The organism is Burkholderia sp. D-99 (genome assembly GCF_011605345.1).
Classification (GTDB): domain Bacteria; phylum Pseudomonadota; class Gammaproteobacteria; order Burkholderiales; family Burkholderiaceae; genus Burkholderia.
Genome location: NZ_JAAOXM010000018.1, coordinates 37,449 through 58,679 on the forward strand (window position 1 = coordinate 37,449; position 21,231 = coordinate 58,679).

At 66.7% G+C, this 21,231-nt stretch carries 21 protein-coding genes; 11 read left to right on the forward strand and 10 right to left on the reverse strand.

From position 1 onward, the window contains the following. Positions 1–112: 112 nt before the first annotated feature. From gabP to HAV18_RS36630, 3 genes are all read right to left on the reverse strand, one after another. Positions 113–1,504 (reverse strand): GABA permease, encoded by a 1,392-nt coding sequence (gene gabP / locus HAV18_RS36620; RefSeq protein WP_166965537.1) that lies wholly within the window; start codon positions 1,502–1,504, stop codon positions 113–115. 409 nt (positions 1,505–1,913) lie between these two features. Beyond that, positions 1,914–2,258 carry an MmcQ/YjbR family DNA-binding protein gene (locus tag HAV18_RS36625; protein WP_166965539.1) on the reverse strand — a complete coding sequence of 115 codons (345 nt, stop codon included), beginning with the start codon at positions 2,256–2,258 and terminating at the stop codon, positions 1,914–1,916. A gap of 81 nt (positions 2,259–2,339) precedes the next feature. Further along, a complete protein-coding gene (locus tag HAV18_RS36630; protein WP_166965542.1) occupies positions 2,340–3,653 on the reverse strand; it encodes an MFS transporter in 1,314 nt (437 codons plus the stop codon). Positions 3,654–3,845: 192 nt separating this feature from the next. Here HAV18_RS36630 and gcvA point away from each other — a divergent pair, with 192 nt between their 5' ends. The 3 genes from gcvA (at position 3,846) to ettA (ending at position 7,012) form a co-directional block, all read left to right on the forward strand. Further along, a complete protein-coding gene (gene gcvA, locus HAV18_RS36635) occupies positions 3,846–4,763 on the forward strand; it encodes a transcriptional regulator GcvA (protein ID WP_166965544.1) in 918 nt (305 codons plus the stop codon). Between the two features lie 83 nt (positions 4,764–4,846). Then, complete coding sequence (locus tag HAV18_RS36640) at positions 4,847–5,155, forward strand: DUF3761 domain-containing protein (protein WP_166965546.1); 309 nt, start codon at positions 4,847–4,849, stop codon at positions 5,153–5,155. Between the two features lie 189 nt (positions 5,156–5,344). After that, the gene (ettA, locus tag HAV18_RS36645; protein ID WP_011350800.1) at positions 5,345–7,012 is read left to right on the forward strand and encodes an energy-dependent translational throttle protein EttA; all 1,668 of its coding nucleotides are present in this window, start codon (positions 5,345–5,347) and stop codon (positions 7,010–7,012) included. A gap of 132 nt (positions 7,013–7,144) precedes the next feature. On the opposite strand, the gene HAV18_RS36650 is transcribed toward ettA, so the two are convergent. Genes HAV18_RS36650 through HAV18_RS36665 form a run of 4 tightly spaced genes read right to left on the reverse strand, consistent with a single transcriptional unit; the run spans position 7,145 to position 10,462 of the window. After that, positions 7,145–7,768 (reverse strand): HAD family hydrolase, encoded by a 624-nt coding sequence (locus tag HAV18_RS36650; protein WP_166965548.1) that lies wholly within the window; start codon positions 7,766–7,768, stop codon positions 7,145–7,147. Further along, on the reverse strand, positions 7,765–8,316 hold the full coding sequence (locus tag HAV18_RS36655) for a cysteine hydrolase family protein (RefSeq protein WP_166965550.1): 552 nt from the start codon (positions 8,314–8,316) through the stop codon (positions 7,765–7,767). The genes HAV18_RS36650 and HAV18_RS36655 overlap by 4 nt, the downstream gene beginning before the upstream one ends. A gap of 58 nt (positions 8,317–8,374) precedes the next feature. After that, positions 8,375–10,189 carry an aminopeptidase P family protein gene (locus HAV18_RS36660; RefSeq protein WP_166965552.1) on the reverse strand — a complete coding sequence of 605 codons (1,815 nt, stop codon included), beginning with the start codon at positions 10,187–10,189 and terminating at the stop codon, positions 8,375–8,377. Positions 10,190–10,207: 18 nt separating this feature from the next. After that, entirely contained in the window at positions 10,208–10,462 is a 255-nt protein-coding gene (locus HAV18_RS36665) for a hypothetical protein (RefSeq protein ID WP_166965554.1), read from the reverse strand. A 171-nt stretch (positions 10,463–10,633) separates the two neighbouring features. Here HAV18_RS36665 and HAV18_RS36670 point away from each other — a divergent pair, with 171 nt between their 5' ends. The 7 genes from HAV18_RS36670 to HAV18_RS36700 all read left to right on the forward strand — a co-directional run bounded on the left by HAV18_RS36670 (position 10,634) and on the right by HAV18_RS36700 (position 16,735). Continuing rightward, complete coding sequence (locus HAV18_RS36670; protein ID WP_166965556.1) at positions 10,634–11,395, forward strand: response regulator transcription factor; 762 nt, start codon at positions 10,634–10,636, stop codon at positions 11,393–11,395. Between the two features lie 26 nt (positions 11,396–11,421). Further along, complete coding sequence (gene hemA / locus HAV18_RS36675) at positions 11,422–12,720, forward strand: glutamyl-tRNA reductase (protein WP_166965558.1); 1,299 nt, start codon at positions 11,422–11,424, stop codon at positions 12,718–12,720. 83 nt (positions 12,721–12,803) lie between these two features. After that, complete coding sequence (prfA, locus tag HAV18_RS36680) at positions 12,804–13,886, forward strand: peptide chain release factor 1 (RefSeq protein WP_166965560.1); 1,083 nt, start codon at positions 12,804–12,806, stop codon at positions 13,884–13,886. A 7-nt stretch (positions 13,887–13,893) separates the two neighbouring features. After that, on the forward strand, positions 13,894–14,736 hold the full coding sequence (prmC, locus tag HAV18_RS36685; protein ID WP_166965562.1) for a peptide chain release factor N(5)-glutamine methyltransferase: 843 nt from the start codon (positions 13,894–13,896) through the stop codon (positions 14,734–14,736). 68 nt (positions 14,737–14,804) lie between these two features. Next, positions 14,805–15,116: a Grx4 family monothiol glutaredoxin gene (grxD, locus tag HAV18_RS36690; protein ID WP_166965564.1), complete on the forward strand. Its 312-nt coding sequence runs from the start codon at positions 14,805–14,807 to the stop codon at positions 15,114–15,116. A gap of 20 nt (positions 15,117–15,136) precedes the next feature. Further along, entirely contained in the window at positions 15,137–15,733 is a 597-nt protein-coding gene (locus HAV18_RS36695) for a UbiX family flavin prenyltransferase (protein WP_047851571.1), read from the forward strand. Between the two features lie 210 nt (positions 15,734–15,943). Further along, the gene (locus tag HAV18_RS36700; protein WP_166965566.1) at positions 15,944–16,735 is read left to right on the forward strand and encodes a class III extradiol ring-cleavage dioxygenase; all 792 of its coding nucleotides are present in this window, start codon (positions 15,944–15,946) and stop codon (positions 16,733–16,735) included. 103 nt (positions 16,736–16,838) lie between these two features. Here the strand turns inward: HAV18_RS36700 and HAV18_RS36705 are convergent, their stop codons facing one another. Beyond that, positions 16,839–18,437, reverse strand: a complete 1,599-nt coding sequence (locus HAV18_RS36705; RefSeq protein ID WP_166965568.1) for an APC family permease — start codon at positions 18,435–18,437, stop codon at positions 16,839–16,841. Positions 18,438–18,857: 420 nt separating this feature from the next. On the opposite strand from HAV18_RS36705, the gene HAV18_RS36715 reads away from it, so the two are divergent. Further along, positions 18,858–19,061: a cold-shock protein gene (locus tag HAV18_RS36715; protein ID WP_006477070.1), complete on the forward strand. Its 204-nt coding sequence runs from the start codon at positions 18,858–18,860 to the stop codon at positions 19,059–19,061. A 99-nt stretch (positions 19,062–19,160) separates the two neighbouring features. On the opposite strand, the gene HAV18_RS36720 is transcribed toward HAV18_RS36715, so the two are convergent. Together HAV18_RS36720 and HAV18_RS36725 are read right to left on the reverse strand one after the other, a co-directional pair. Then, the gene (locus HAV18_RS36720) at positions 19,161–20,411 is read right to left on the reverse strand and encodes an Hsp70 family protein (RefSeq protein ID WP_166965572.1); all 1,251 of its coding nucleotides are present in this window, start codon (positions 20,409–20,411) and stop codon (positions 19,161–19,163) included. Between the two features lie 187 nt (positions 20,412–20,598). Then, positions 20,599–21,204 carry a nitroreductase family protein gene (locus HAV18_RS36725; protein ID WP_166965574.1) on the reverse strand — a complete coding sequence of 202 codons (606 nt, stop codon included), beginning with the start codon at positions 21,202–21,204 and terminating at the stop codon, positions 20,599–20,601. Positions 21,205–21,231 lie beyond the last annotated feature (27 nt).

A 21,231-nucleotide genomic window follows, 5' to 3' on the forward strand; every position in this document is an offset into this window, starting at 1 on the left:
CGAAAAGCAAATGGCCCGACCGGCATCTGCCGATCAGGCCATTTTTCGTAACGGGAATCCCGCCGCCAGCCAGCGGCGAGCGCTCAGGGCCCGCCACCGCACCATCACTGCCTCACATCGCCGACACCCGCCGCCCCGCGCTCGCCTGCGCATCGCGACCGCGCTTGTTCAGCCACGACGCAAACAGCACGATCAACGCCAGCACGGCCGTCGCACCCACTTCCATCCTGTGATCCTCGCTGACGAACATCACGGTCAGCGTGCCGCAGATGAACACGATCACCGCCCACGTGAGCCACGGGAACAGCCACATCCGCAGCGTCAGGTCCGCGCCGGTCGATTCGAGCGTCTTGCGCATCCGCAGCTGCGAGATCGCGATCACGAGATACACGAGCAGCGCGATCGCCCCCGACGTCGCCAGCAGGAAGCCGAACACCTGCTCCGGCATCAGGTAGTTCGCGATCACGGTCAGGAAGCCGAACGCGGTCGATGCGAGCACAGCCGCGCGCGGCGTGCCGGTCGAATCGGTGCGATGCAGGAATGCCGGTGCGTCCTTGCGCCTGGACAGCGAGAACAGCATCCGTGACGCGGTGTACAACGCCGAATTCAGGCAGCTCGCGACCGACACGAGCACGATCACGTCGATGATCGCCTTCGCGTTCGGGATCCCGATCAGCTCCATCGCGCGCTGATACGAACCATGCTTCGGCAGCAGCGGATCGTTCCACGGCACGATCGCCGCGACGACGAGAATCGAGCCGAGATAGAACAGCGTGATGCGCCAGATCACCGAGTTGGTCGCGCGCACGATCTGGCGTTGCGGGTTGTCCGATTCGGCGGCCGCGATCGTCACAATCTCGGTGCCGAGGAACGAGAACATCGTCGTCAGCATTGCCGCGAGCACCGCACCGGCGCCGTGCGGCATGAAGCCGTCATGCACGAACAGGTTCGATACGCCGGACACGGCGGGGGCAGGAATGATGCCGACGATCGCCGCGCCGCCGATGCACAGGAACACGACGATCGCTACGACCTTGATCAGCGCGAACCAGAATTCGAATTCGCCGTAGTTCTTGACCGAGAAGAGGTTGGTCACCGTCAGCACCAGCGTGATGCCGAGCGCGAAGACCCAGGTTGCAACGCCGGGGAACCATGCATTGAGGATGGTCGCGGCGGCGGTCGCCTCGATCGGGATCACGAGCACCCAGAACCACCAGTACAGCCAGCCGATCGAGAAACCGGCCCAGTGACCGATCGCGCGATCGGCATAGGTGGAGAACGAACCGCTGTCCGGATGCGCGACGGCCATCTCGCCGAGCATGCGCATCACGAGCACGACCAGCACGCCCGCGATCGCATACGCGAGGATCGACGCCGGGCCGGCTTCCGCGATGGCGTGGCCGGAGCCGACAAACAGGCCCGCGCCGATCACGCCGGCAATCGACATCATCGTCACGTGCCGCTGCTTCAGGCCCGTACCGAGGCCTGTGTTGCTTCCACTCATCTGTCTCTCTCCAAAAAACGGTTCCGGTATGGCCGGGTGTCGCGTGAAGGCGGCGCGGGGAGTTGTCGTTCTTGAATCCGGCTGCGACCGCGCGTGCATCGCACGCGGGCATGGGGCCGGAGGGGCCGTTCGGATCGACGCGCCGCGCAGTCTGCGAAGCTGCGGTGCGATGCGGCGCGCAGCGCGCCGACGCATCGCGTGCGCCCTTTCCGTCGGCTTTCGTCAGCCGCCTTCGAAGCGATGGAGTGTAAGCATCAAACGGTTCTTCACTAAGAACCAATTGAAGAATTTCGATGGAACCACTTGTTGCATCGACAGCGATCGATGCAACGCTTGTACCCGTTTGCGGCGGCTCGCGGGCGCGCCGAAAGCGCCCGGCGAGGCCAGGCAGCGAGCCACAACCGGCGCGTCAGCGCGGGCCGCGGGCCATCTCGTCGCGCCATTTCGCGGGGACGATGGCCTGCCATTCTCGCAGAAGCAGGTTTTTCACGGCGTCCGGACGCGCCGCCGACAGCCGCACCAGCACGATCGGCCAGCCGACGTAGTGATCCGTCACGTAATACACGTCGGGTTCCGATTCGATCAGCCACGCACGCTCGTCGGGGCCGACACCCTTCACGACGAGCGTGTCGCCGTCCTCGCGCAACCGCGCGAGCATCTTGCCCTTCACCTTGAGCGCGGGCGTGCCGTACGACGTACCTTCCTCGACGCCACGCCATGCGAGCGCGATCTGCCGGACTTCGTCGAATGTCATGAGGCCTCCCGACTGCACGTCGTCGGTTCACGATCCGGCCACCCTACCGGAATTCGCGAAGGCGCGCCGTGGGAAGTGCACCTATCCGCGCGCCGCACGTGTGGCCGTCGACGCACGCCCCGTCGTCGCGACGATCGCGAAGGCGATCGCATTCGCGGCGGCGCTGGCCAGGATCGGCACGAGATAGCCGCCGCCCGCGTCGTAGATGAAGCCGGCCGCGGTAGGCCCGATCAGCGTGCCGAATGCGACGCTCGTATAAAGCACGCCGATGATCCCGCTCACGTTGCGGCCACCGAAGTAGTCCATCACGACCGCCGGCAGCACGGCAACCCAGCCGCCGTAGAACACGCCGAACACGAGTGCGAACGCAGCAAGCGTCGCGACGGTGCCGGCACCGGCCCACGCAACGAGCGCGACGGCCATGCCCGCGTACATCGCGAGCAGCGATGTGCGGCGGCCGAAGCGGTCGGCGAGGCCGCCGAGGAAGAAGCGGCCGGCCGTGCTGCCGACGCCGATCGCCCCAAGCAGCAGCACGGCCGTCGAAGACGCGACGCCATGGTCGAGCGCGTACGGCACGAGGTGAACGAACGGGACGAACACGCCGAACGAGCAGAAGAGGCATGCCGCGTAGAGGCTCGCGAACGGACGCGACGTGACGGCTTCGCGCACCGTCGCGCCGGCAGGCGCCGACGCAGCGACCGGCTGGCGACCCGCGGCCGCGCCGGGCGCCGAAGCCCCCGCATCGTGCCCGGTGACTTTCGCCCCGCCGCCGGGCTCATGCGCGGCCTCCCCGTCCGGCAGCAGCCCCCGCCCGCGCGGATCGTTCTCGATCAGCAGCGACATCCCCGCGCCGATCACGACCGCGGTCACGGCCAGCGTGAAATACGCACCGCGCCAGCCGACGTGCGCAATCAGCGCGGACGCGAGCGGCGGCATCACCAGCGTGCCGACACCGATCCCCGCGACCGCGAGCCCCGATGCGAAGCCGCGCCGCCGCACGAACCAGCGCTGCACGGCGCCGACGGCCGGCACGTACGCGCAGCCGACGCCGAGACCGACGCCAAGCCCGTACGCGATATAGACCTGCAGCAGCGTGTGCGCGGCGCCGGCGGCCGCCAGCCCGGCGCCCGTCAGCAGCATGCCGACGACCGCGAGCCGCCGGGAGCCGAAGCGATCGGCCAACGGCCCGCTGACGATCCCGAAGCCGAAATACAGGAAGCCGGCGAGCGAGAACACGAGCGATATCTGCCCGCGCGAGGCGGCGAAGTCCCGCTGCAGCGACTCGACGAACGCACTGAACGTATAGGCGCTGCCGAACCCGACGAACGTGACGGCGAACGCGGCCGCGACCACGTACCAGCCATAGAAAAGACGCGACGCGCCCGGGCGGTTCATGACGATGCTCCTCTCAGGTCCCGCCGGACGCCGCACGGTGTCCGGTTTGCCTCGTGGATATAGTTGATCTATGTTGATCGCATTGGCCGCTGCAACGCAGCCGCGAAGCATGCGATCGAATGCGACAACGGTACTCGCGCCCATGTGCCGCCTCAAACGATATTTCATCGGTCATTCGCTTTAGAAAAACTAATGAATCGTTCCCGCCTGCCGCCACTCAACGCGCTGCGCGCATTCGAAGCAGCCGCCCGCCACCTGTCGGTGAAGTCGGCGGCCGAGGAGCTGTCGGTCACGCCCGGCGCGGTGAGCCAGATGATCCGCACGCTCGAGACGCATCTCGGCGTGCAACTGTTCGAGCGCGTCAACCGCGGCATCCTGCTGACGGCCGCCGGCCGCGACTACCTGCCGCCTGTGCGCAACGCGTTCCGGCAGATTGCCGATGCGTCGCAGCGCGTGTCGGGCGCCGCCGACAGCGGCGTGCTGACGGTGAGCGTCACGCCGTTCTTCGCGTCCGCGTGGCTCGTACCGCGCCTCGCCCAGTTCCGGGCGGCTTGCCCGGACGTCGACCTGCAGGTCGTCACGAGCCACGCACTCGCGGATTTTTCGCGCGACGGCGTCGACGTAGCGATCCGTCATGGCCTCGGGCGCTACATCGGGCTGTGCAGCGAGCGCCTGCTGACGGTGGAGATCGTCGCGCTCGCGTCGCCCGAACTCGTCGCACGGCTCGGCATGCCGGCGACGCCCGCCGACCTCGTCGGCTGGCCGCAGTTGCACGACGCCGAGCGCAAGGGCTGGCACATCTGGTTCGGCGCGCAGCGGATCGACGATTTCGGCCCGCCGCGCGGCCCCGCGTTCGACGACTCGGGCCTGTTGCTGCAGGCGATCGTCGCCGGTCAGGGCGCCGGGCTGCTGCCGGCCGCAATGGTGCGCGGCGAGCTGGCAAGCGGCCGCCTCGTGCAGCTCGCCGACGTGGCGTGGCTCGACGATTTCGCGTACTACCTCGTCTATCCGCCCCATCACGCGGAACGGCCGAAGGTCGCCGCCTTTCGCCGGTGGATCCTCGACGCCGCGCAGGCCGACGGCGCCGCGTCGATGTCGGGCGCGGCGTAGCGTCGCTCCCCTGCGCGGCGCCGGCCCACTGCCGATCGGCTAACATGCGGCCCGGCACCGATAACAACAGACCGAGAGAGACCATGCCTGACCTGCTCCGCCGCGCAACGCGCATCGCGACGCTGTCCGCCGCGTTCTTCGTCGCGTGCGCCGCGCTGCCCCATCCGGCGCACGCGTACCGCGCACCGCCCGGCTACGGCAACGAAGCCGATCTCAACCGTCACGACACGTATCGCAACCGCGACGGTGAAACCGTGCACGCACCCGCGCATTCGAAATCGGGCCGCGTACCCGACGGCGCGAGTGCACGCTGCCGCGACGGCACGTACAGCTTCAGCCGTCACCGGCGCGGCACGTGCTCGGGGCACGGCGGCGTCGCCGCGTGGCTGTGAGCACGGCCCTGGCCAAAAGGCATGCGTCGCGCCAGCGGCAGCCGGCGGCGAAGTACAATAGCCGCTCGCGCCGCGGACTCGCGGCGACGCCGCCGCGCCATGCGCGGCACGCTCCGTACCGAATCACCCGACGCCGCCACGCCCGCGCGCCGCGCGGCAGTCTCAACCACTTCTGACTTTCACACCCAAATGGCCCAATACGTTTTCACGATGAACCGGGTCGGCAAGATCGTGCCGCCCAAGCGCCAGATCCTGAAGGACATCTCGCTGTCGTTCTTTCCCGGCGCGAAGATCGGCGTGCTCGGCCTGAACGGCTCGGGCAAGTCGACGCTGATCCGCATCATGGCGGGCGTCGACAAGGACATCGAAGGCGAGGCAACGCCGATGCCGAACCTGAACATCGGCTACCTGCCGCAGGAACCGCAGCTCGACCCGACGAAGACGGTGCGCGAAGCCGTCGAGGACGGTCTCGGCGACCTGTTCCAGGCCAACAAGAAGCTCGAGGAAATCTACGCGGCGTACGCGGAGCCGGATGCCGACTTCGACGCGCTCGCGGCCGAGCAGGCGAAGTACGAGGCGATCCTCGCGTCGAGCGACGGCGGCAGCCCCGAGCAGCAGCTCGAAGTGGCGGCCGACGCACTGCGCCTGCCGCCGTGGGACGCAAAGATCGAACACCTGTCGGGCGGTGAAAAGCGCCGCGTCGCACTGTGCAAGCTGCTGCTCGAAAAACCCGACATGCTGCTGCTCGACGAACCGACCAACCACCTCGACGCGGAATCGGTCGACTGGCTCGAGCAGTTCCTGGTGCGCTTCCCGGGCACCGTCGTCGCGGTCACCCACGATCGCTACTTCCTCGACAACGCAGCCGAGTGGATTCTCGAACTCGACCGCGGCCATGGCATTCCGTGGAAGGGCAACTACAGCAGCTGGCTCGACCAGAAGGAAGAGCGCCTGAAGCAGGAAGAAGCGTCGGAGTCGGCACGCCAGAAGGCGATCAAGAAGGAACTGGAGTGGGTGCGCCAGAACCCGAAGGGCCGCCAGGCGAAGTCGAAGGCACGTATCGCGCGCTTCGAGGAGCTGAACAGCCAGGAATACCAGAAGCGCAACGAGACGCAGGAAATCTTCATCCCGGTCGGCGACCGCCTCGGCAATGAAGTGATCGAGTTCAAGAACGTCAGCAAGGCGTTCGGCGATCGCCTGCTGATCGACAACCTGAACCTGAAGATCCCGGCCGGTGCGATCGTCGGCATCATCGGCCCGAACGGCGCCGGCAAGTCGACGCTGTTCCGGATGCTGACGGGCAAGGAACAGCCGGATTCGGGCGAAGTCGTGATGGGGCCGACGGTGAAGCTCGCATACGTCGACCAGAGCCGCGACGCGCTCGACGGCACGAAGACGGTGTTCGAGGAAATCTCGGGCGGCGCCGACGTGCTGACGGTGGGCAAGTACGAAACGCCGTCGCGCGCGTACATCGGCCGCTTCAACTTCAAGGGCGGCGATCAGCAGAAGATCGTCGGCAACCTGTCCGGCGGTGAACGCGGCCGCCTGCACCTCGCGAAGACGCTGATCTCGGGCGGCAACGTGCTGCTGCTCGACGAACCGTCGAACGACCTCGACGTCGAAACGCTGCGCGCGCTGGAAGACGCGCTGCTCGAATTCGCAGGCTCGGTGATGGTGATCTCGCACGATCGCTGGTTCCTCGACCGGATCGCGACGCACATCCTCGCGTTCGAAGGCGATTCGCAGGTCACGTTCTTCGACGGCAACTACCAGGAGTACGAAGCCGACAAGCGTGCGCGTCTCGGCGAGGAAGCCGCAAAGCCGAAGCGTCTGCGCTACAAGCCGATCAGCCGCTGACCGGCACGACCCGGGTGCCCGGCCGCGGCAACGCGGGCCGGACACCGAGGGTGGCCGCTTCAGGCGCAGCACAACAAAAAGCGGGCCACTAGCCCGCTTTTTTTATCTGACGGTTGGCTGCTTGCTCGCCGCTTACGCAAGCGCGCCCAGTTCGCGCAGCCGTGCCTCGGTCGCCGCCGCACTCGTGTGATGAATGCCGTGCCAGCCGAGCGCCGTCGCGGCCGCGGCGTTCTTCGCGTTGTCGTCGATGAACACGAGTTCGTGCGGCGCGATGCCCGGCAAGTGCGGCTCGATCCGCGCATGCATCTCGCGGTAGATCGCCGGATCGGGTTTCACGAGCTTCACACGGCCTGACACGACGATGTCCTTGAAACGCCGCAGGACCGGGAAGTTGTCCCACGCATACGGGAACGTCTCCGCTGACCAGTTCGTCAGCCCGAACAGCGGCATCCCCTGCGCGTCGAGCCGGTCGACGAGCGCGGCACCTTCGTCGAGCACGCCGCCGATCATCTCGTGCCAGCGTGTGTAGAAGGCACGGATCAGCGCCTCGTGCTCCGGAAATTTCGCGACGAGTTCGTCCGTGCCCTCCTCGATCGTCTGCCCGCCGTCCTGGCGGACCACCCAGTCCATCGCGCACACATGCGTGAAGAACCAGCGGCGCTCCGCGTCGTCGGGAATCAGTTCCCTGTAGAGGTACTCGGGGCTCCAGTCGATCAGCACGCCGCCGAAATCGAACACCACGGCCTTGATCGTCATGCGAGCTCCGTTGTCAGCACGTCGGCGAGCGGACGCGGCGTGACCGCGTTGCCCGACAGCGAATTGTTTGACCAGATGAATTGGTGATGCGCGACGATCTGCGCGGCCAACAGGTGCGCGCGCTCGTTCGTCGTGTGCAGGTCGGACACGACGGTCGTCCGGTAGCCGAGCAGCGCCGCGCGGCGCGCGGCCGAATCGACGCAGAACTCGGTCGCATAACCGCAGATCAGCACCGAACGGATGCCATGGCGGTCGAGCTGCGCCGCGAGCGGCGTGTCGTGGAACGAATCGCTCATCTGCTTGCGTACGCGCCAGTCGTCGCTGCCGACGACCAGCCCCGCATGCAGCTCCCAGCCCGGCGTGCCGGGCACGATGTCGTCGTCTGCATCGCCGTCATGCTGCACGAAGCACACGGGCGCGTTCGCCGCACGCGCCGCCGCCGTCAACCGGTTGATGCCCGACACGACGTCGTCGAGCCGATAAGCGGGCTGCGCCCGCTCGACCAGCCCGCGCTGCATGTCAATCACGATCACTGCTGTGTCCGCCATTGCTTGCCCTCGGTATTGTCGTTCGGCCGTTGTCCGGCCGTTATCGCATGTTGTTGCGTCAGATCGGCTGCGTGCGTGCGTCGAGCCATGCCTTCGCATCGCCGCTCAGGTGCCGGCCGACGCGCTCGCGCACCGTCGCGTGATACGTGTTCAGCCACACACGCTCTTCGTCATGCAGCATCTCGATCAGCACGCAGCGCGTGTCGATCGGGCACAGCGTCAGCGTCTCGAACGCAAGGAAATCGCCGAATTCCGTCTTCCCGGCTGCGCGGTTCACGACCAGGTTCTCGATCCGGATGCCCCACTGGCCGGGACGGTATACGCCCGGCTCGATCGACGTGATCATGCCCTCTTCCATCGCCGTGTGCGGCTCGGCCGGCGCGTAGTGCGAGATCACCTGCGGGCCTTCGTGCACGTTCAGGAAGTAGCCGACGCCATGCCCCGTGCCGTGGCCGTAATCGAGCCCGGCCGCCCACATCGGCGCGCGCGCGATCGCGTCGAGCATCGGCGAGCGGATGCCGCGCGGGAAACGAGCGCGCGACAGCGCCATCATCGATTTCAGCACGATCGTGAAATCGCGCCGCTGCAGGTCGCTGACCGTGCCGACCGGCACGACGCGTGTGATGTCGGTCGTGCCCGTCACGTACTGGCCGCCCGAATCGATCAGCAGCAGCCCGTCGCCGGCGATCGTCGCGTGCGACTCCGGCGTCGCGCGGTAATGCGGCATCGCGCCGTTCGCGTTGAAGCCCGCGATCGTCGCGAAGCTCCGCGACACATAGCCGGGGCGCCGCGCGCGCGCGGCGGTGAGTTTCTCGTCGATCGTCAGCTCGGTGATCGTCTCACGGCTCAAGGCCTGTTCGAGCCAGGTGAAGAATTCCGCGAGCGCGGCGCCGTCGTGCTCCATCGTCACGCGCACGTGCTCGATTTCGGTGGACGTCTTGCGCGACTTCGCGAACGTCGACGGATTCACGGCCTCGACGAGCTTCACGCCGGCCGGCACGGCCTCGAGCGTACCGAACGTCACGCGGCGCGGGTCGATCAGCAGCGTCGCGCCGTCGGGCAGCGCCGCGAGCGCGGCGCGCGCGGCGTCGTAGGCACGGACGTCGACGCCGTCCTGTGCGAGCGACGCGGCCAATGCCGGCGAAACCTTGCCGTCGGCGACGAACAGCGTCGCGCGATCGGCGCCGATCATTGCGTGCGCAACGAATACGGGATTGAAGTTGACGTCGGCACCGCGCAGGTTGAACAGCCATGCGAGGTCGTCGAGCGTCGAGACGAAATGCCACTGCGCGCCCAGCGCACGCATCGAGCGGCGCACTTCGGCCAGCTTGCTCGCGCGCGTCGTGTCGGCCTGCGGCGCCGCGTGCTCGAACACCGCGTCGCCGGGCAGCCCCGGCCGCTCGGGCCAGATCGCGTCGAGCAGGTCGAGGTCGGTGCGCAGCGCGATGCCGCGCGCGTTCAGTGCGCCCGTCAGCCCGCGTGCGGCCGCGACGCCGAGCACGGCGCCGTCGACGCCGACCGTCGCACCCGCCGCCACGTTCTGCGCGAGCCAGTCGACGTGCGGCGCGCTCTGCTGCCCGCCCGTCATCTTCATCAGTTGTACGCCCGTGCCGGCCAGTTCGGCGTCTGCCTGCACCCAGTAGCGGCTGTCGACCCACAACCCCGCGAAATCCGCGGTCACGACCAGCGTACCGACCGAGCCCGTGAAGCCGGACAGCCAGCGGCGGGCCTGCCAGCGCTCCGGCAGATACTCGGACAGATGGGGATCGGCGGACGGCACGAGATAGGCGGCCAGGTTCTCGCGGGCCATGGCACCACGCAGCAGCGCAAGGCGGGCCGGCACCGGCGAGACTTCGGGAAGACGGGCATTCATGATTTCACCTGAGAGCATTCAGCGACGGGCCGACAGCGCAACCGTCACGGCTACGGCGAGGAACGCGACGCCGGTGCAGACCGGCCATTCGAGCGTCTCGCCATCGTAAAACAGTCCTGAAAGATTGCCGGCCATGCGGGCCGCGGACGCGCCGACGATGCCGGCAAGCACCGCGATCCACCATGCCGGCCGGCCCGTGCGCCGCATCGGATGCAGCCATCGGCCGAACAGCCCGACGGCCGCTCCCAGGACAAGGATTCCAAACCAGTTCATCCAACGCCTTCCATAAATTCGGATTCGTCCCATAGGCGTGAACGTTGCCAGCGGCTAGCATCGATTCATCCATCGAACCCGAGACCAGCCGGGTGCCGCGAACATTCGAGTGTAGGGGCCGACTCAACGTTATGGCAAGCGCACACCGGTTGCCGTATTGAAGAAATTCTCATGCGAATCGCTCTGATCGATCCGGACGCGCGCCATGCCGCGCTCCTGAACCGCCTGCTCTTTGCAGGCGGCCACGTGTGCCACGCGTTTCCGTCCAGTACGGCGTTCTTCGCGTGGCTCGCTACCGACACCTGCGACATGCTGATCACCGGCCACTGGGCCGGCGACCAGCCGGCCGAGGAAATCATTCCGCGTGCGCAGACGGTCCTGCCCGGGCTGCCGGCCATCGTCGTGATGCAATTGCCGCGCGAGAGCGAAATCGTATCGTGCCTGCACGCGGGCGCCGACGATTGCCTCGTGCGCCCGGTGAGCGGGCCCGAGCTGCTCGCGCGCGTCAACGCGCTGAGCCGGCGCGCCGGCGTGCGCCGGCCACCGACACGCTCGCGCGAAAAGTATGGCGAATACGCGTTCGACGCCACGCACTGCCTCGTTCGCTTCGGCGGCGCAATCGTTTCACTCACGCCGAAGGAGTTCCGTTTCGCGCAGTTGCTGTTCGCGAACCTGTCGCGGCCCGTGTCGCGCGCCCATATCCTCGAAACGGTGTGGGCACGCCGCCGCGACATGAAGTCGCGCACGCTCGATACCCACGCGTCCCGGCTGCGCAGCAAGCTGCAGCTGCTTCCGGAGCGCGGCTACCGGCTGCTGCCGCTCTACGGCTACGGCTATCAGCTCGACCGCGTGCCGATCGAGCCCCCAAATTCGCGGCCCCGCCACGCTGATGCCCGGTATGCGGCGAGTGAGGAAATCGCTGAAACGCTATAATATGGGGCTAAACGATAGCCCTCGATATGCAACTCCTCACGATCGGAATCAATCACCACACTGCGCCTGTCGCCCTGCGCGAACGCGTGGCGTTTCCGCTCGAGCAGATCAAGCCGGCTCTCGTCACGTTCAAGAACGTGCTTCTCGGGCCCCAGGCGCCCAACACACCCGAAGCAGCGATCCTCTCCACCTGCAACCGCACCGAACTGTATTGCGCGACAGATGATCGCGCAGCACGTGAAGGCGCGGTCCGCTGGCTGTCGGAGTATCACCGGATTCCGGTCGACGAACTCGCACCGCACGTCTATGCGCTGCCGCAGTCGGAAGCGGTTCGGCACGCGTTCCGCGTCGCATCCGGCCTCGATTCGATGGTGCTTGGCGAAACCCAGATTCTGGGCCAGATGAAGGATGCCGTCCGCACCGCGACGGAAGCCGGCGCGCTCGGCACCTATCTGAACCAGCTGTTCCAGCGCACGTTCGCGGTGGCGAAGGAAGTGCGCGGCACGACCGAGATCGGCACGCAGTCGGTGTCGATGGCCGCCGCCGCGGTTCGCCTCGCGCAACGGATCTTCGAAAAAGTGTCCGATCAGCGCGTGCTGTTCATCGGCGCCGGCGAGATGATCGAACTGTGCGCGACGCACTTCGCCGCACAAGGCCCGCGCGAACTCGTCGTTGCGAACCGCACGGCCGAACGCGGCCAGCGGCTCGCCGAACGCTTCAGCGGCCGCGCGATGCCGCTCGCGGATCTGCCGACCCGCATGCACGAATTCGACATCATCGTGTCGTGCACGGCGTCGACGCTGCCGATCATCGGCCTCGGCGCAGTCGAACGCGCGGTGAAGGCACGCCGTCACCGGCCGATCTTCATGGTCGACCTCGCGGTGCCGCGCGACATCGAGCCCGAAGTCGGCAAGCTGAAGGACGTGTTCCTCTACACCGTCGACGATCTCGGCGCGATCGTGCGCGAAGGCAATGCGTCGCGCCAAGCGGCAGTCGCGCAGGCCGAAGCGATCATCGAGACGCGCGTGCAGAATTTCATGCAATGGCTCGACACGCGCAGCGTCGTGCCGGTGATCCGTCACATGCATACGCAGGCCGACGCGCTGCGCCGTGCCGAAGTCGACAAGGCGCAGAAGCTGCTCGCGCGCGGCGACGATCCGGCCGCCGTGCTCGAAGCGCTGTCGCAAGCGCTGACCAACAAGCTGATCCACGGCCCGACGAGCGCGCTCAACCGCGTGAACGGCGCCGATCGCGATTCGCTGATCGACCTGATGCGCGGCTTCTACCAGCACGCACCGCGCTCGAACGACCAGTCCGGCCACTAGCGCCGGCCGATCGCCCTGCCACCGGCCGCACGCCGGCCTATCCTTTCCGAATACCCCTTTGCCCGGGAGCGCCGCTCCACACCATGAAGACGAGCATGCAACGCAAGCTCGACCAGCTGTCCACACGGCTGGCCGAACTGAACGACCTGCTGAGCCGCGAAAACGTCACGGCCGACCTCGACCAGTACCGCAAGCTGACGCGTGAACATGCGGAACTCGGCCCGGTGGTCGAACAGTACGCACTGTGGCGCCAGTCGCGCAGCGACGAAACGGCCGCGCAGGAGCTGCTCGGCGATCTGTCGATGCGCGACTTCGCGGAAGACGAAATCCGCAGCGCACGCGAGAGCATGACCCGCCTCGAGACCGAGCTGCAGAAGATGCTGCTGCCGAAGGATCCGAACGACGACCGCAACATCTTCCTCGAAATCCGTGCGGGCGCGGGCGGCGACGAGTCGGCGCTGTTTGCAGGCGACCTGCTGCGCATGTACCTGCGCTTCGCCGAGCGCCAGCGCTGGCAGGTCGAAATGATGTCGGAAAGCGCGTCGGATCTCGGCGGCTACAAGGAAGTGATCGTGCGGATCGCGGGCCAGGGCGCGTATTCGCGCCTGAAGTTCGAATCGGGCGGCCATCGCGTGCAGCGCGTGCCGGCAACCGAGACGCAGGGGCGCATCCACACTTCCGCGTGCACGGTCGCGGTGATGCCGGAAGCCGACGAAATCGGCGAGGTCGAAATCAATCCGGCCGACCTGCGGATCGACACGTTCCGTGCATCCGGCGCGGGCGGCCAGCACATCAACAAGACCGATTCGGCGGTGCGCGTCACGCACATCCCGAGCGGGATCGTCGTCGAGTGCCAGGACGACCGTTCGCAGCACAAGAACAAGGATCGCGCGCTGAAGGTGCTCGCCGCGCGCATCAAGGACAAGCAGTATCACGAGCAGCACGCGAAGGAAGCAGCGACGCGCAAGAGCCTGATCGGCTCCGGCGACCGCTCGGAACGAATCCGCACGTACAACTTCCCGCAGGGCCGAATGACCGACCACCGGATCAACCTGACGCTGTACCGGCTCGAGGCGATCATGGACGGCGACCTCGACGAACTGATCGGCGTGCTGGCCAGCGAGCACCAGGCCGAACTGCTCGCGTCGCTCGGCGACACCGACTGAGGTCGCGATGCCCGACACTACCGCCGACGAACTGCTGCGCGCGTCTACGCTCGACGCGGTCGATGCGCGCGTGCTGCTCGCGCACGCACTCGGCTGGACCCGCACGCAACTGATTACGCGCGGCGACGCGCCGCTCGACGCGGCCGCGGTCGAACGCTACCGCACGCTCGAGGCGCGCCGCATGGCCGGCGAGCCGGTCGCGCAGCTCGTCGGGATGCGCGAATTCTTCGGCCGGCCGTTCGACGTGACGCCGGACGTGCTGATCCCGCGCCCTGAAACCGAACTGCTCGTCGAAGCCGCACTCGATGCGATCGACGGGCTGCCGCATGCGGCCGTGCTCGATCTCGGCACCGGCAGCGGCGCGATTGCCGTGTCGATCGCTGCCGAGCGGCCCGATGCACGCGTGTGGGCGCTCGACCGTTCGCCGGCCGCACTCGCGGTTGCGCAGCGCAATGCAGGCAAGCTGCTCGACGCGCACCGCCCCGGCGGCCCGCTGCACTGGTTGCAGAGCGACTGGTACGCGGCGCTCGACCCGGCGCTCGCATTCGACACGATCGTCAGCAATCCGCCGTACATCGCGCAGCACGATCCGCACCTCACGCAGGGCGACCTGCGTTTCGAGCCGCGCGGCGCACTCACCGACGATGCCGACGGCCTCAGCGCGATCCGCACGATCGTCGCGGGCGCCGGCACCTACCTGAAACCGGGCGGCACGCTCTGGATCGAGCACGGCTACGACCAGGCCGAGGCCGTGCGCGCGGTGCTCGCATCGCACGGCTTCGTCGCGGTCGAATCGCTCGCCGATCTGGCCGCGATCGAACGCACGACAGGCGGCCGCCTGCCGGGCTGATGCCCGGCCCGCCCGGTCGAAATCCGCTATCATTTCGATCTAACGCCCCAGCAAACGCAAGGTCAGTCATGGACACCCAACAACGTATCAAGCAAATCGTCGACGAAAACCAGGTCGTGCTCTTCATGAAGGGCAACGCGCAATTCCCGATGTGCGGCTTTTCGGGCCGCGCCATCCAGGTGCTGAAGGCCTGCGGCGTCGACCAGATCAAGACGGTCAACGTGCTCGAAGACGACGAGATCCGCCAGGGGATCAAGGAATTCTCGAACTGGCCGACCATCCCGCAGCTCTACGTGAAGGGCGAATTCATCGGCGGCTCGGACATCATGATGGAGATGTACCAGTCGGGCGAACTGCAACAACTGTTCGCCGCCGCGTAATACGCCCCGCCCCCCTTTCGATGGCATCTCCCAGCGCGCCGCCACGCCGGCTGATCGTCGCGATCACCGGCGCCACCGGCGCGATCTACGGCGTACGGCTGCTCGACCTGCTGCGCGCCGCCGGCGGCGTCGAAACGCACCTGCTGATTTCGAACGCCGGCTGGCTCAACATCCAGCACGAACTGAAGCTGTCGAAAGCCGATGTCGAAAGCCGTGCGGACGTCGTGCATTCGGTGCGCGACGTCGGCGCGACGATCGCGTCGGGGTCGTTCGCGACCGACGGGATGGTGATCGCGCCATGTTCGATGAAGACGCTCGCGAGCGTCGCACACGGGTTGTCCGACAACCTGATCACGCGCGCAGCCGACGTCACGTTGAAGGAGCGCCGCCGCCTCGTGCTGATGGTGCGCGAAACGCCGTTCAACCTCGCGCATCTGCGCAACATGACGGCCGTCACCGAAATGGGCGGCATCGTCTTTCCGCCGCTGCCCGCGTTCTACGCGATGCCGAAGACGATCGAGGAACTCGTCGACCAGACCGTCACGCGCGTGCTCGACCTGTTCGCGCTCAGCGCACCGCAGACGACGCCCTGGGCCGGCATCCGGCACGCTCAGTAAGCGCACCTCTGCAGATTCGTTCTGCGCGCATCTTCGCCAATTTCGGCGGAAATTCGTTCGATATCACGAATACCGTGCCAACCTGCCGCGGAACGCGCGCCGCCGCCCCGATTAACAACAAAATAGCGTCAATCAAATTCCAAAACGCGGATTTATCAATAGTCGGTGCACGCCTATAGTCACAGGCAAATCCCTTTGCAGGCCACCGCCATGAACCGCTTGCCTTCGCTCTACCTGTCCCACGGCGCCCCGACGCTGCCGATCGACCCGACGCTGCCGTCCGGCGCGTTCACCCACCTTGGCGCCGAATTGCCGCGCCCGCGCGCGGTGCTGATGCTGTCCGCGCACTGGGGCACGCAGCGGCCCGTCGCCAGCATCGCCGCGCATCCGGAAACGATCCACGACTTCTACGGCTTTCCACAGGCGCTGTACGACATCCGCTACCCGGCGCCCGGCGCGCCCGACGTCGCCGAGCGCGCGGCCGGGCTGCTGAATGCGGCCGGCATCGCGACCGCGACGACCGAGCACGGCCTCGACCACGGCGCATGGGTGCCGATGCTGCTGATGTTCCCGGAAGCCGACGTGCCGGTGGCGCAGTTGTCGATCCAGCCGCGTGCGGACGCAGCGCACCACTTCGCACTCGGCCGCGCGCTGCGGCCGCTGCGCGACGAAGGCGTGATGGTGATCGGCTCCGGCCAGATCACGCACAACCTGCGCGCCGCCGATTTCGGAGCGGCGCCGGAGGATGCGGACCCGCGCGTCGCGGAATTCACCGACTGGTTCGAGTCGAAGCTGGCCGCACGCGACGTCGACGCGCTGCTCGACTACCGCCGGCAGGCGCCGCATGCCGCGCTGATGCACCCGACCGACGAGCATCTGCTGCCGGTATTCACGGCGCTCGGCGCGGCGGACGACGACTACCAACTCGGCATCCAGTCGCTCGGCACGTACCAGCGCGTGCTCGCGATGACAAACTACGTGTTCGCGAGCACGGCCGCCTGAGCGTCACGCGACAACCGGCCAACAAAAAGCCCGCCCGAGCATCGCTCGGGCGGGCTTTTTCCGCTGCTTGCTGCCGCCGCCGAATCCGGCGACAGGTCACGCGTCAGGCACCGATCCCTTCGAGGATCTCGTCGTGCGATTCACGCTCGTCGAGATACTTGGTCCGGTAGCCGGTATTCACGCCCCAGAAGTAGAACACCAGCGCGATTGCCGCGACGACCAGCATGTCCCAGCCGTACGGCAGCACGCCGTGGCCGCCGAATTCCTTGCTGCCGATCAGCGACAGCACGGCCATCGTCGGCAGGTACGCGACCAGCCACCATGCGGCCTTCAGGTCGTCACCCCAGCCGGTCCAGCCCGACTTCGCCTGAAAGAAGAAATACACCGGCAGCGCGACGATCATCAGCAGGATGATCTCGCCCGTCAGCGGCCACTTCGCCCAGTACAGGATCAGCGACGCGCAGACGAACGCGAACGGGGCGATCAGCTTCATCAGCGGAATCGACAGTGGACGCTCGATGTCGGTCGCCGCGCGGCGCAGCGCCATCAGGCTGATCGGGCCGGTCAGGTACGAAATCACCGTCGCGACCGAGATCACCGCCGCGAGCGAGCTCCAGCCGCGGAAGAAGAACAGGAAGATGAACGAAACCAGCAGGTTGAACCACATCGCCTGACGCGGCACGCCGTAGAGCGGGTGCACGTTGCCGAACATCTTCGGCATCGTGTTGTTGCGCTCCATCGCGTAGATCATGCGGGTGGTGGTCGCCATGTACGTCGTGCCGGTGCCGCTCGGGCTGATGAACGCATCGACATACAGCAGGATCGCCAGCCAGTTCAGGTTCAGCGCGATTGCCAGTTCGGCGAACGGCGACTTGAAGTTGAAGTGCGACCAGCCCTGCGCGACGTCAGCCGGATTCACCGAACCGATATACGCCATCTGCAGCAGCACGTAGATCACGAGCGCGATCAGGATCGACGTGATCACCGCGAACGGCACGCTGCGCGAGGGGTTACGCGCTTCGCCCGCGAGGTTCACCGGGCTCTGGAAGCCGTTGAACGCGAACACGATGCCGCTCGTCGCGACCGCGGTCAGCACCGCCGACCAGCCGTACGGCGCAAAGCTTGCATTGGATGCGGTGCCGAGGTTTTCCGGATGGTAGCTCGTCAGCATCAGGCCGAGGATCGTGAGGCCGGGGATCAGGAACTTGAAGATCGTGATCGTGGTGTTCGCACGGGCAAACGCCTTCACGCCCCAGTAGTTCAGCATGAAGTAGATGACGACCAGCACGGCCGACAGCAGCAGGCCGGGTACCGTCAGCTCGCCGTTCACGAACAGCGCATGCGCCCACGGATACGGCCACGTGCTCATGTACTGAATCGACGCTTCAGCCTCGATCGGGATCACGGATACGATCGCGATCCAGTTCGCCCACGCGCTGATGAAGCCGACCAGCGAGCCATGCGAGTAGCGCGCGTAGCGCACCATGCCGCCCGACTCGGGGAACATCGCACCCAGTTCCGCGTACGTCAGGGCAATCGCGAGAATCACGACCGCGCCGATGATCCATGCGCAGATCGCCGCCGGACCAGCGATCTTCGCGGCCTTCCAGGCACCGAACAGCCAGCCCGAGCCGATAATCGAACCCAGCCCCGTCAGCATCAATGCAAACGGGCCGATGTTCCGTTGAATAGAACTCTTCACATCCTCTCCTGTGTCTCAAAAAGCATGGTCGGCCTGCGGTCCGGGATCGGCTCGGACTGCACCGCGCACGCATTCTTGGGGGGACGCGCCACCCGATCAGGGCAACCCGTCCACGCGGCGCGTAGTTTAACGGTTGCACCTGAACCGTGGCGCCAAAATCGTTCGGCCCCTACAAAAAATTCGCATCGTTTGCAAGCTTTGTAAACCTGATCTACGCAATAACCCTGAGTCCATGGAAATACGGTTGACCACTCGGTTGATTAGCCGTATAAAGGACTTCGCAGGATTTCAAGTGGCGAGTGAATTGGTTCTTTCGTAGTTCGCCCATCAACGGTACTCCGGTTGGTCCTATTACCCCTTCCTTGATTTTCCGCACCCCATGGGCCTCGGCCCCGTTTTATCTTTTTAGGAACAAGTAACATGGCAACCGGTACCGTCAAGTGGTTCAATGACGCAAAGGGCTTCGGCTTCATCACCCCGGAAGGCGGCGGCGACGATCTGTTCGCGCACTTCTCCGAAATCCGCGTCGAAGGCTTCAAGACGCTGCAAGAAAACCAGAAGGTTGAATTCGAAGTGAAGACGGGCCCGAAGGGTCTGCAAGCTGCGAACATCCGTCCGGTCTAAGCTTGGCGCGATAATTCGTGAAAAAAAGCCCCGCTTCGGCGGGGCTTTTTGTTATTCGGCGCCGGTCGTCCGGCATGGCGGCCTCTAAGCCGCCCGCATTCAACCGAACAATCGCTGCGCGTGAATGCCGAGACCCGTCGCGACACTCGCGAGGCGGTCGCCGAACACCGGTTGCGCATCCGGGAACGCACCCGCGAGCGCGCCCGACAGGAACGCGAGCCCCGTCGAGCCGCCGGTGAAATACAGCGCGCCGACATCGCGCGGCGCAACACCCGCGAGCCGCACCGTCTCGCGCGCGGCGTCGACGATGCGCGCGGTGTCGTCGTGGCTCGCATCGACGAGGCGCTCGGCATCGAATGCGATCTGCAGATCCTCTTCCACGTCGTTCAGGTCGATCATCGTCTCCCCGCCCGCCGCGACGCCGATCTTCGCCTCCTCCGCGCGCGCCATCAGCCCATGCCCGAGCCGCTGCTCGACCACGCTCGTGAGCCGGTCGTACTGCTGCACGTCGCGGTACAGGTGCTTCATCAGCTTCAGTTCGCCGAGCCGCTTCGGCGTATAGACCGTGTTGATCAGGTGCCAGGTCGCGAGATCGAAGTAGACCTTGTTCGGCAGCTCGCGCCCTTCGGGGTCGAGCGAACGGTAGCCGAATGCAGGCAGGATCGCTGCCAGCTCGACACGCCGGTCGTAGTCGGTGCCCGCGACGTGCACGCCGTGGTGGGCCAGCACGTCGTCCTTGCGCTCGAGCCGCGCCATCCGGTCAGGCCCCACACGTACCAGCGAGAAGTCGGACGTACCGCCGCCGATGTCGGCGACGAGCACGAGGCGCTCCACCTGCTGGCGCGATTCGTAGTCGAACGCGGCCGCGATCGGTTCGTACTGGAATTGAACGTCCGCGAAGCCGACCGACCGCGCGGCAGCCTCGAGCTGGTCCTGTGCGAGGCGGTCGGCGCGCGGATCGTCGTCGACGAAGAACACGGGCCGGCCGAGCACTGCACGACCGATCGGTGCACCCGCGCGGGCTTCGGCCTTGCGCTTCAGGTGCGTCAGGAAGCGCGCGATGATTTCGGTGTACGCGATCGCGCTGCCATCGCCGAGATCGGTCGTCGTTTCCGCGAGCGGCGAGCCGAGGATGCTCTTCATCGAGCGCATCAGCCGGCCGTCGAAACCGTCGATATAGGAAGCCAGCGCCGCACGGCCGTATTCGACCGTCTCTTCGTCGTTGTTGAAGAAGATCGCGGTGGGCAGCGTCAGGTGGTCGCCCTCGACGGGCGCGAGGCGCATGCCGTCGCCGTCGGGCAGCGCCACGGCGGAATTGGACGTGCCGAAATCGATCGCGCAGTAAGTCATGGGAAGTTGCCGCAGCAGGGCCGGCGCGAAAACGGAAAGGACGGGCTTTTTAACATGAAGCCCGCGGGATCACAACCGGGGCCGGCCACCAGTGCCGCGCAACGGGCCCCGGTGGCGACGGCGCGCAGGCTGGCGCGCCGGGGAAACAGGTGGGCGGGTGCGCGACGCAGCCCGCCCGCCAGGCAGGTCAGGCGGCCGCGTCGAAGCCCTTCTTCCACGCGCCCGCATAGACGACCTCGCCGATCGCATGACGCGTGCGCGGCGCCTTCTCGCGATCGCGCAACACGGGATCGAGCTTGTCGACGTTGCCGTAGTGACCGAGCGAGATGATCGCCGGAATCGCGACGTCGGCCGGAATCGCAAACGCGTCGCGGAACGCCTTCGCGTCGAAGCCGCTCATCTGGTGGGCGGCCAGGCCCAGCGCGTGCGCCTCCAGCACCAGCGACATCGCGGCGGCGCCCGCGTCGTACAGCGCGGTCGGCGCCGGTTCCCCCTTCGACGTGAGCGTGTGCGCGGTCACCGCGATCAGCACGGGCGCCGGCGCATTCCAGCCCTGGTTGAACGGCACCAGCGTCGCGAACGCGCGCTTGAATGCGTCTTCGTCCTGCGTGCGGTCGAATACGATGAAGCGCCACGGCTGCGCGTTGTAGGCAGACGGCGCCCAGCGGGCAGCTTCGAACACCGCATGCAGATCGCCGGCGCTGACGGGTTCATCCGAATACGCGCGCGGGCTCCAGCGGCCCGCGATCAGATCGTGAATCGAAACAGTGGTGGGAGCAGGTTTGACGGACATGCGGATCCTCGCTGACATCGATGAAGG

Excerpts from the sequence above, each read along its gene's own strand:
- gabP (WP_166965537.1), bottom strand. The coding sequence starts at position 1,504 with ATGAGTGGAAGCAACACAGGCCTCGGTACGGGCCTGAAGCAGCGGCAC.
- HAV18_RS36625 (WP_166965539.1), bottom strand. The coding sequence starts at position 2,258 with ATGACATTCGACGAAGTCCGGCAGATCGCGCTCGCATGGCGTGGCGTC.
- HAV18_RS36630 (WP_166965542.1), bottom strand. The coding sequence starts at position 3,653 with ATGAACCGCCCGGGCGCGTCGCGTCTTTTCTATGGCTGGTACGTGGTC.
- gcvA (WP_166965544.1), top strand. The coding sequence starts at position 3,846 with ATGAATCGTTCCCGCCTGCCGCCACTCAACGCGCTGCGCGCATTCGAA.
- HAV18_RS36640 (WP_166965546.1), top strand. The coding sequence starts at position 4,847 with ATGCCTGACCTGCTCCGCCGCGCAACGCGCATCGCGACGCTGTCCGCC.
- ettA (WP_011350800.1), top strand. The coding sequence starts at position 5,345 with ATGGCCCAATACGTTTTCACGATGAACCGGGTCGGCAAGATCGTGCCG.
- HAV18_RS36650 (WP_166965548.1), bottom strand. The coding sequence starts at position 7,768 with ATGACGATCAAGGCCGTGGTGTTCGATTTCGGCGGCGTGCTGATCGAC.
- HAV18_RS36655 (WP_166965550.1), bottom strand. The coding sequence starts at position 8,316 with ATGGCGGACACAGCAGTGATCGTGATTGACATGCAGCGCGGGCTGGTC.
- HAV18_RS36660 (WP_166965552.1), bottom strand. The coding sequence starts at position 10,189 with ATGAATGCCCGTCTTCCCGAAGTCTCGCCGGTGCCGGCCCGCCTTGCG.
- HAV18_RS36665 (WP_166965554.1), bottom strand. The coding sequence starts at position 10,462 with ATGAACTGGTTTGGAATCCTTGTCCTGGGAGCGGCCGTCGGGCTGTTC.
- HAV18_RS36670 (WP_166965556.1), top strand. The coding sequence starts at position 10,634 with ATGCGAATCGCTCTGATCGATCCGGACGCGCGCCATGCCGCGCTCCTG.
- hemA (WP_166965558.1), top strand. The coding sequence starts at position 11,422 with ATGCAACTCCTCACGATCGGAATCAATCACCACACTGCGCCTGTCGCC.
- prfA (WP_166965560.1), top strand. The coding sequence starts at position 12,804 with ATGAAGACGAGCATGCAACGCAAGCTCGACCAGCTGTCCACACGGCTG.
- prmC (WP_166965562.1), top strand. The coding sequence starts at position 13,894 with ATGCCCGACACTACCGCCGACGAACTGCTGCGCGCGTCTACGCTCGAC.
- grxD (WP_166965564.1), top strand. The coding sequence starts at position 14,805 with ATGGACACCCAACAACGTATCAAGCAAATCGTCGACGAAAACCAGGTC.
- HAV18_RS36695 (WP_047851571.1), top strand. The coding sequence starts at position 15,137 with ATGGCATCTCCCAGCGCGCCGCCACGCCGGCTGATCGTCGCGATCACC.
- HAV18_RS36700 (WP_166965566.1), top strand. The coding sequence starts at position 15,944 with ATGAACCGCTTGCCTTCGCTCTACCTGTCCCACGGCGCCCCGACGCTG.
- HAV18_RS36715 (WP_006477070.1), top strand. The coding sequence starts at position 18,858 with ATGGCAACCGGTACCGTCAAGTGGTTCAATGACGCAAAGGGCTTCGGC.
- HAV18_RS36720 (WP_166965572.1), bottom strand. The coding sequence starts at position 20,411 with ATGACTTACTGCGCGATCGATTTCGGCACGTCCAATTCCGCCGTGGCG.
- HAV18_RS36725 (WP_166965574.1), bottom strand. The coding sequence starts at position 21,204 with ATGTCCGTCAAACCTGCTCCCACCACTGTTTCGATTCACGATCTGATC.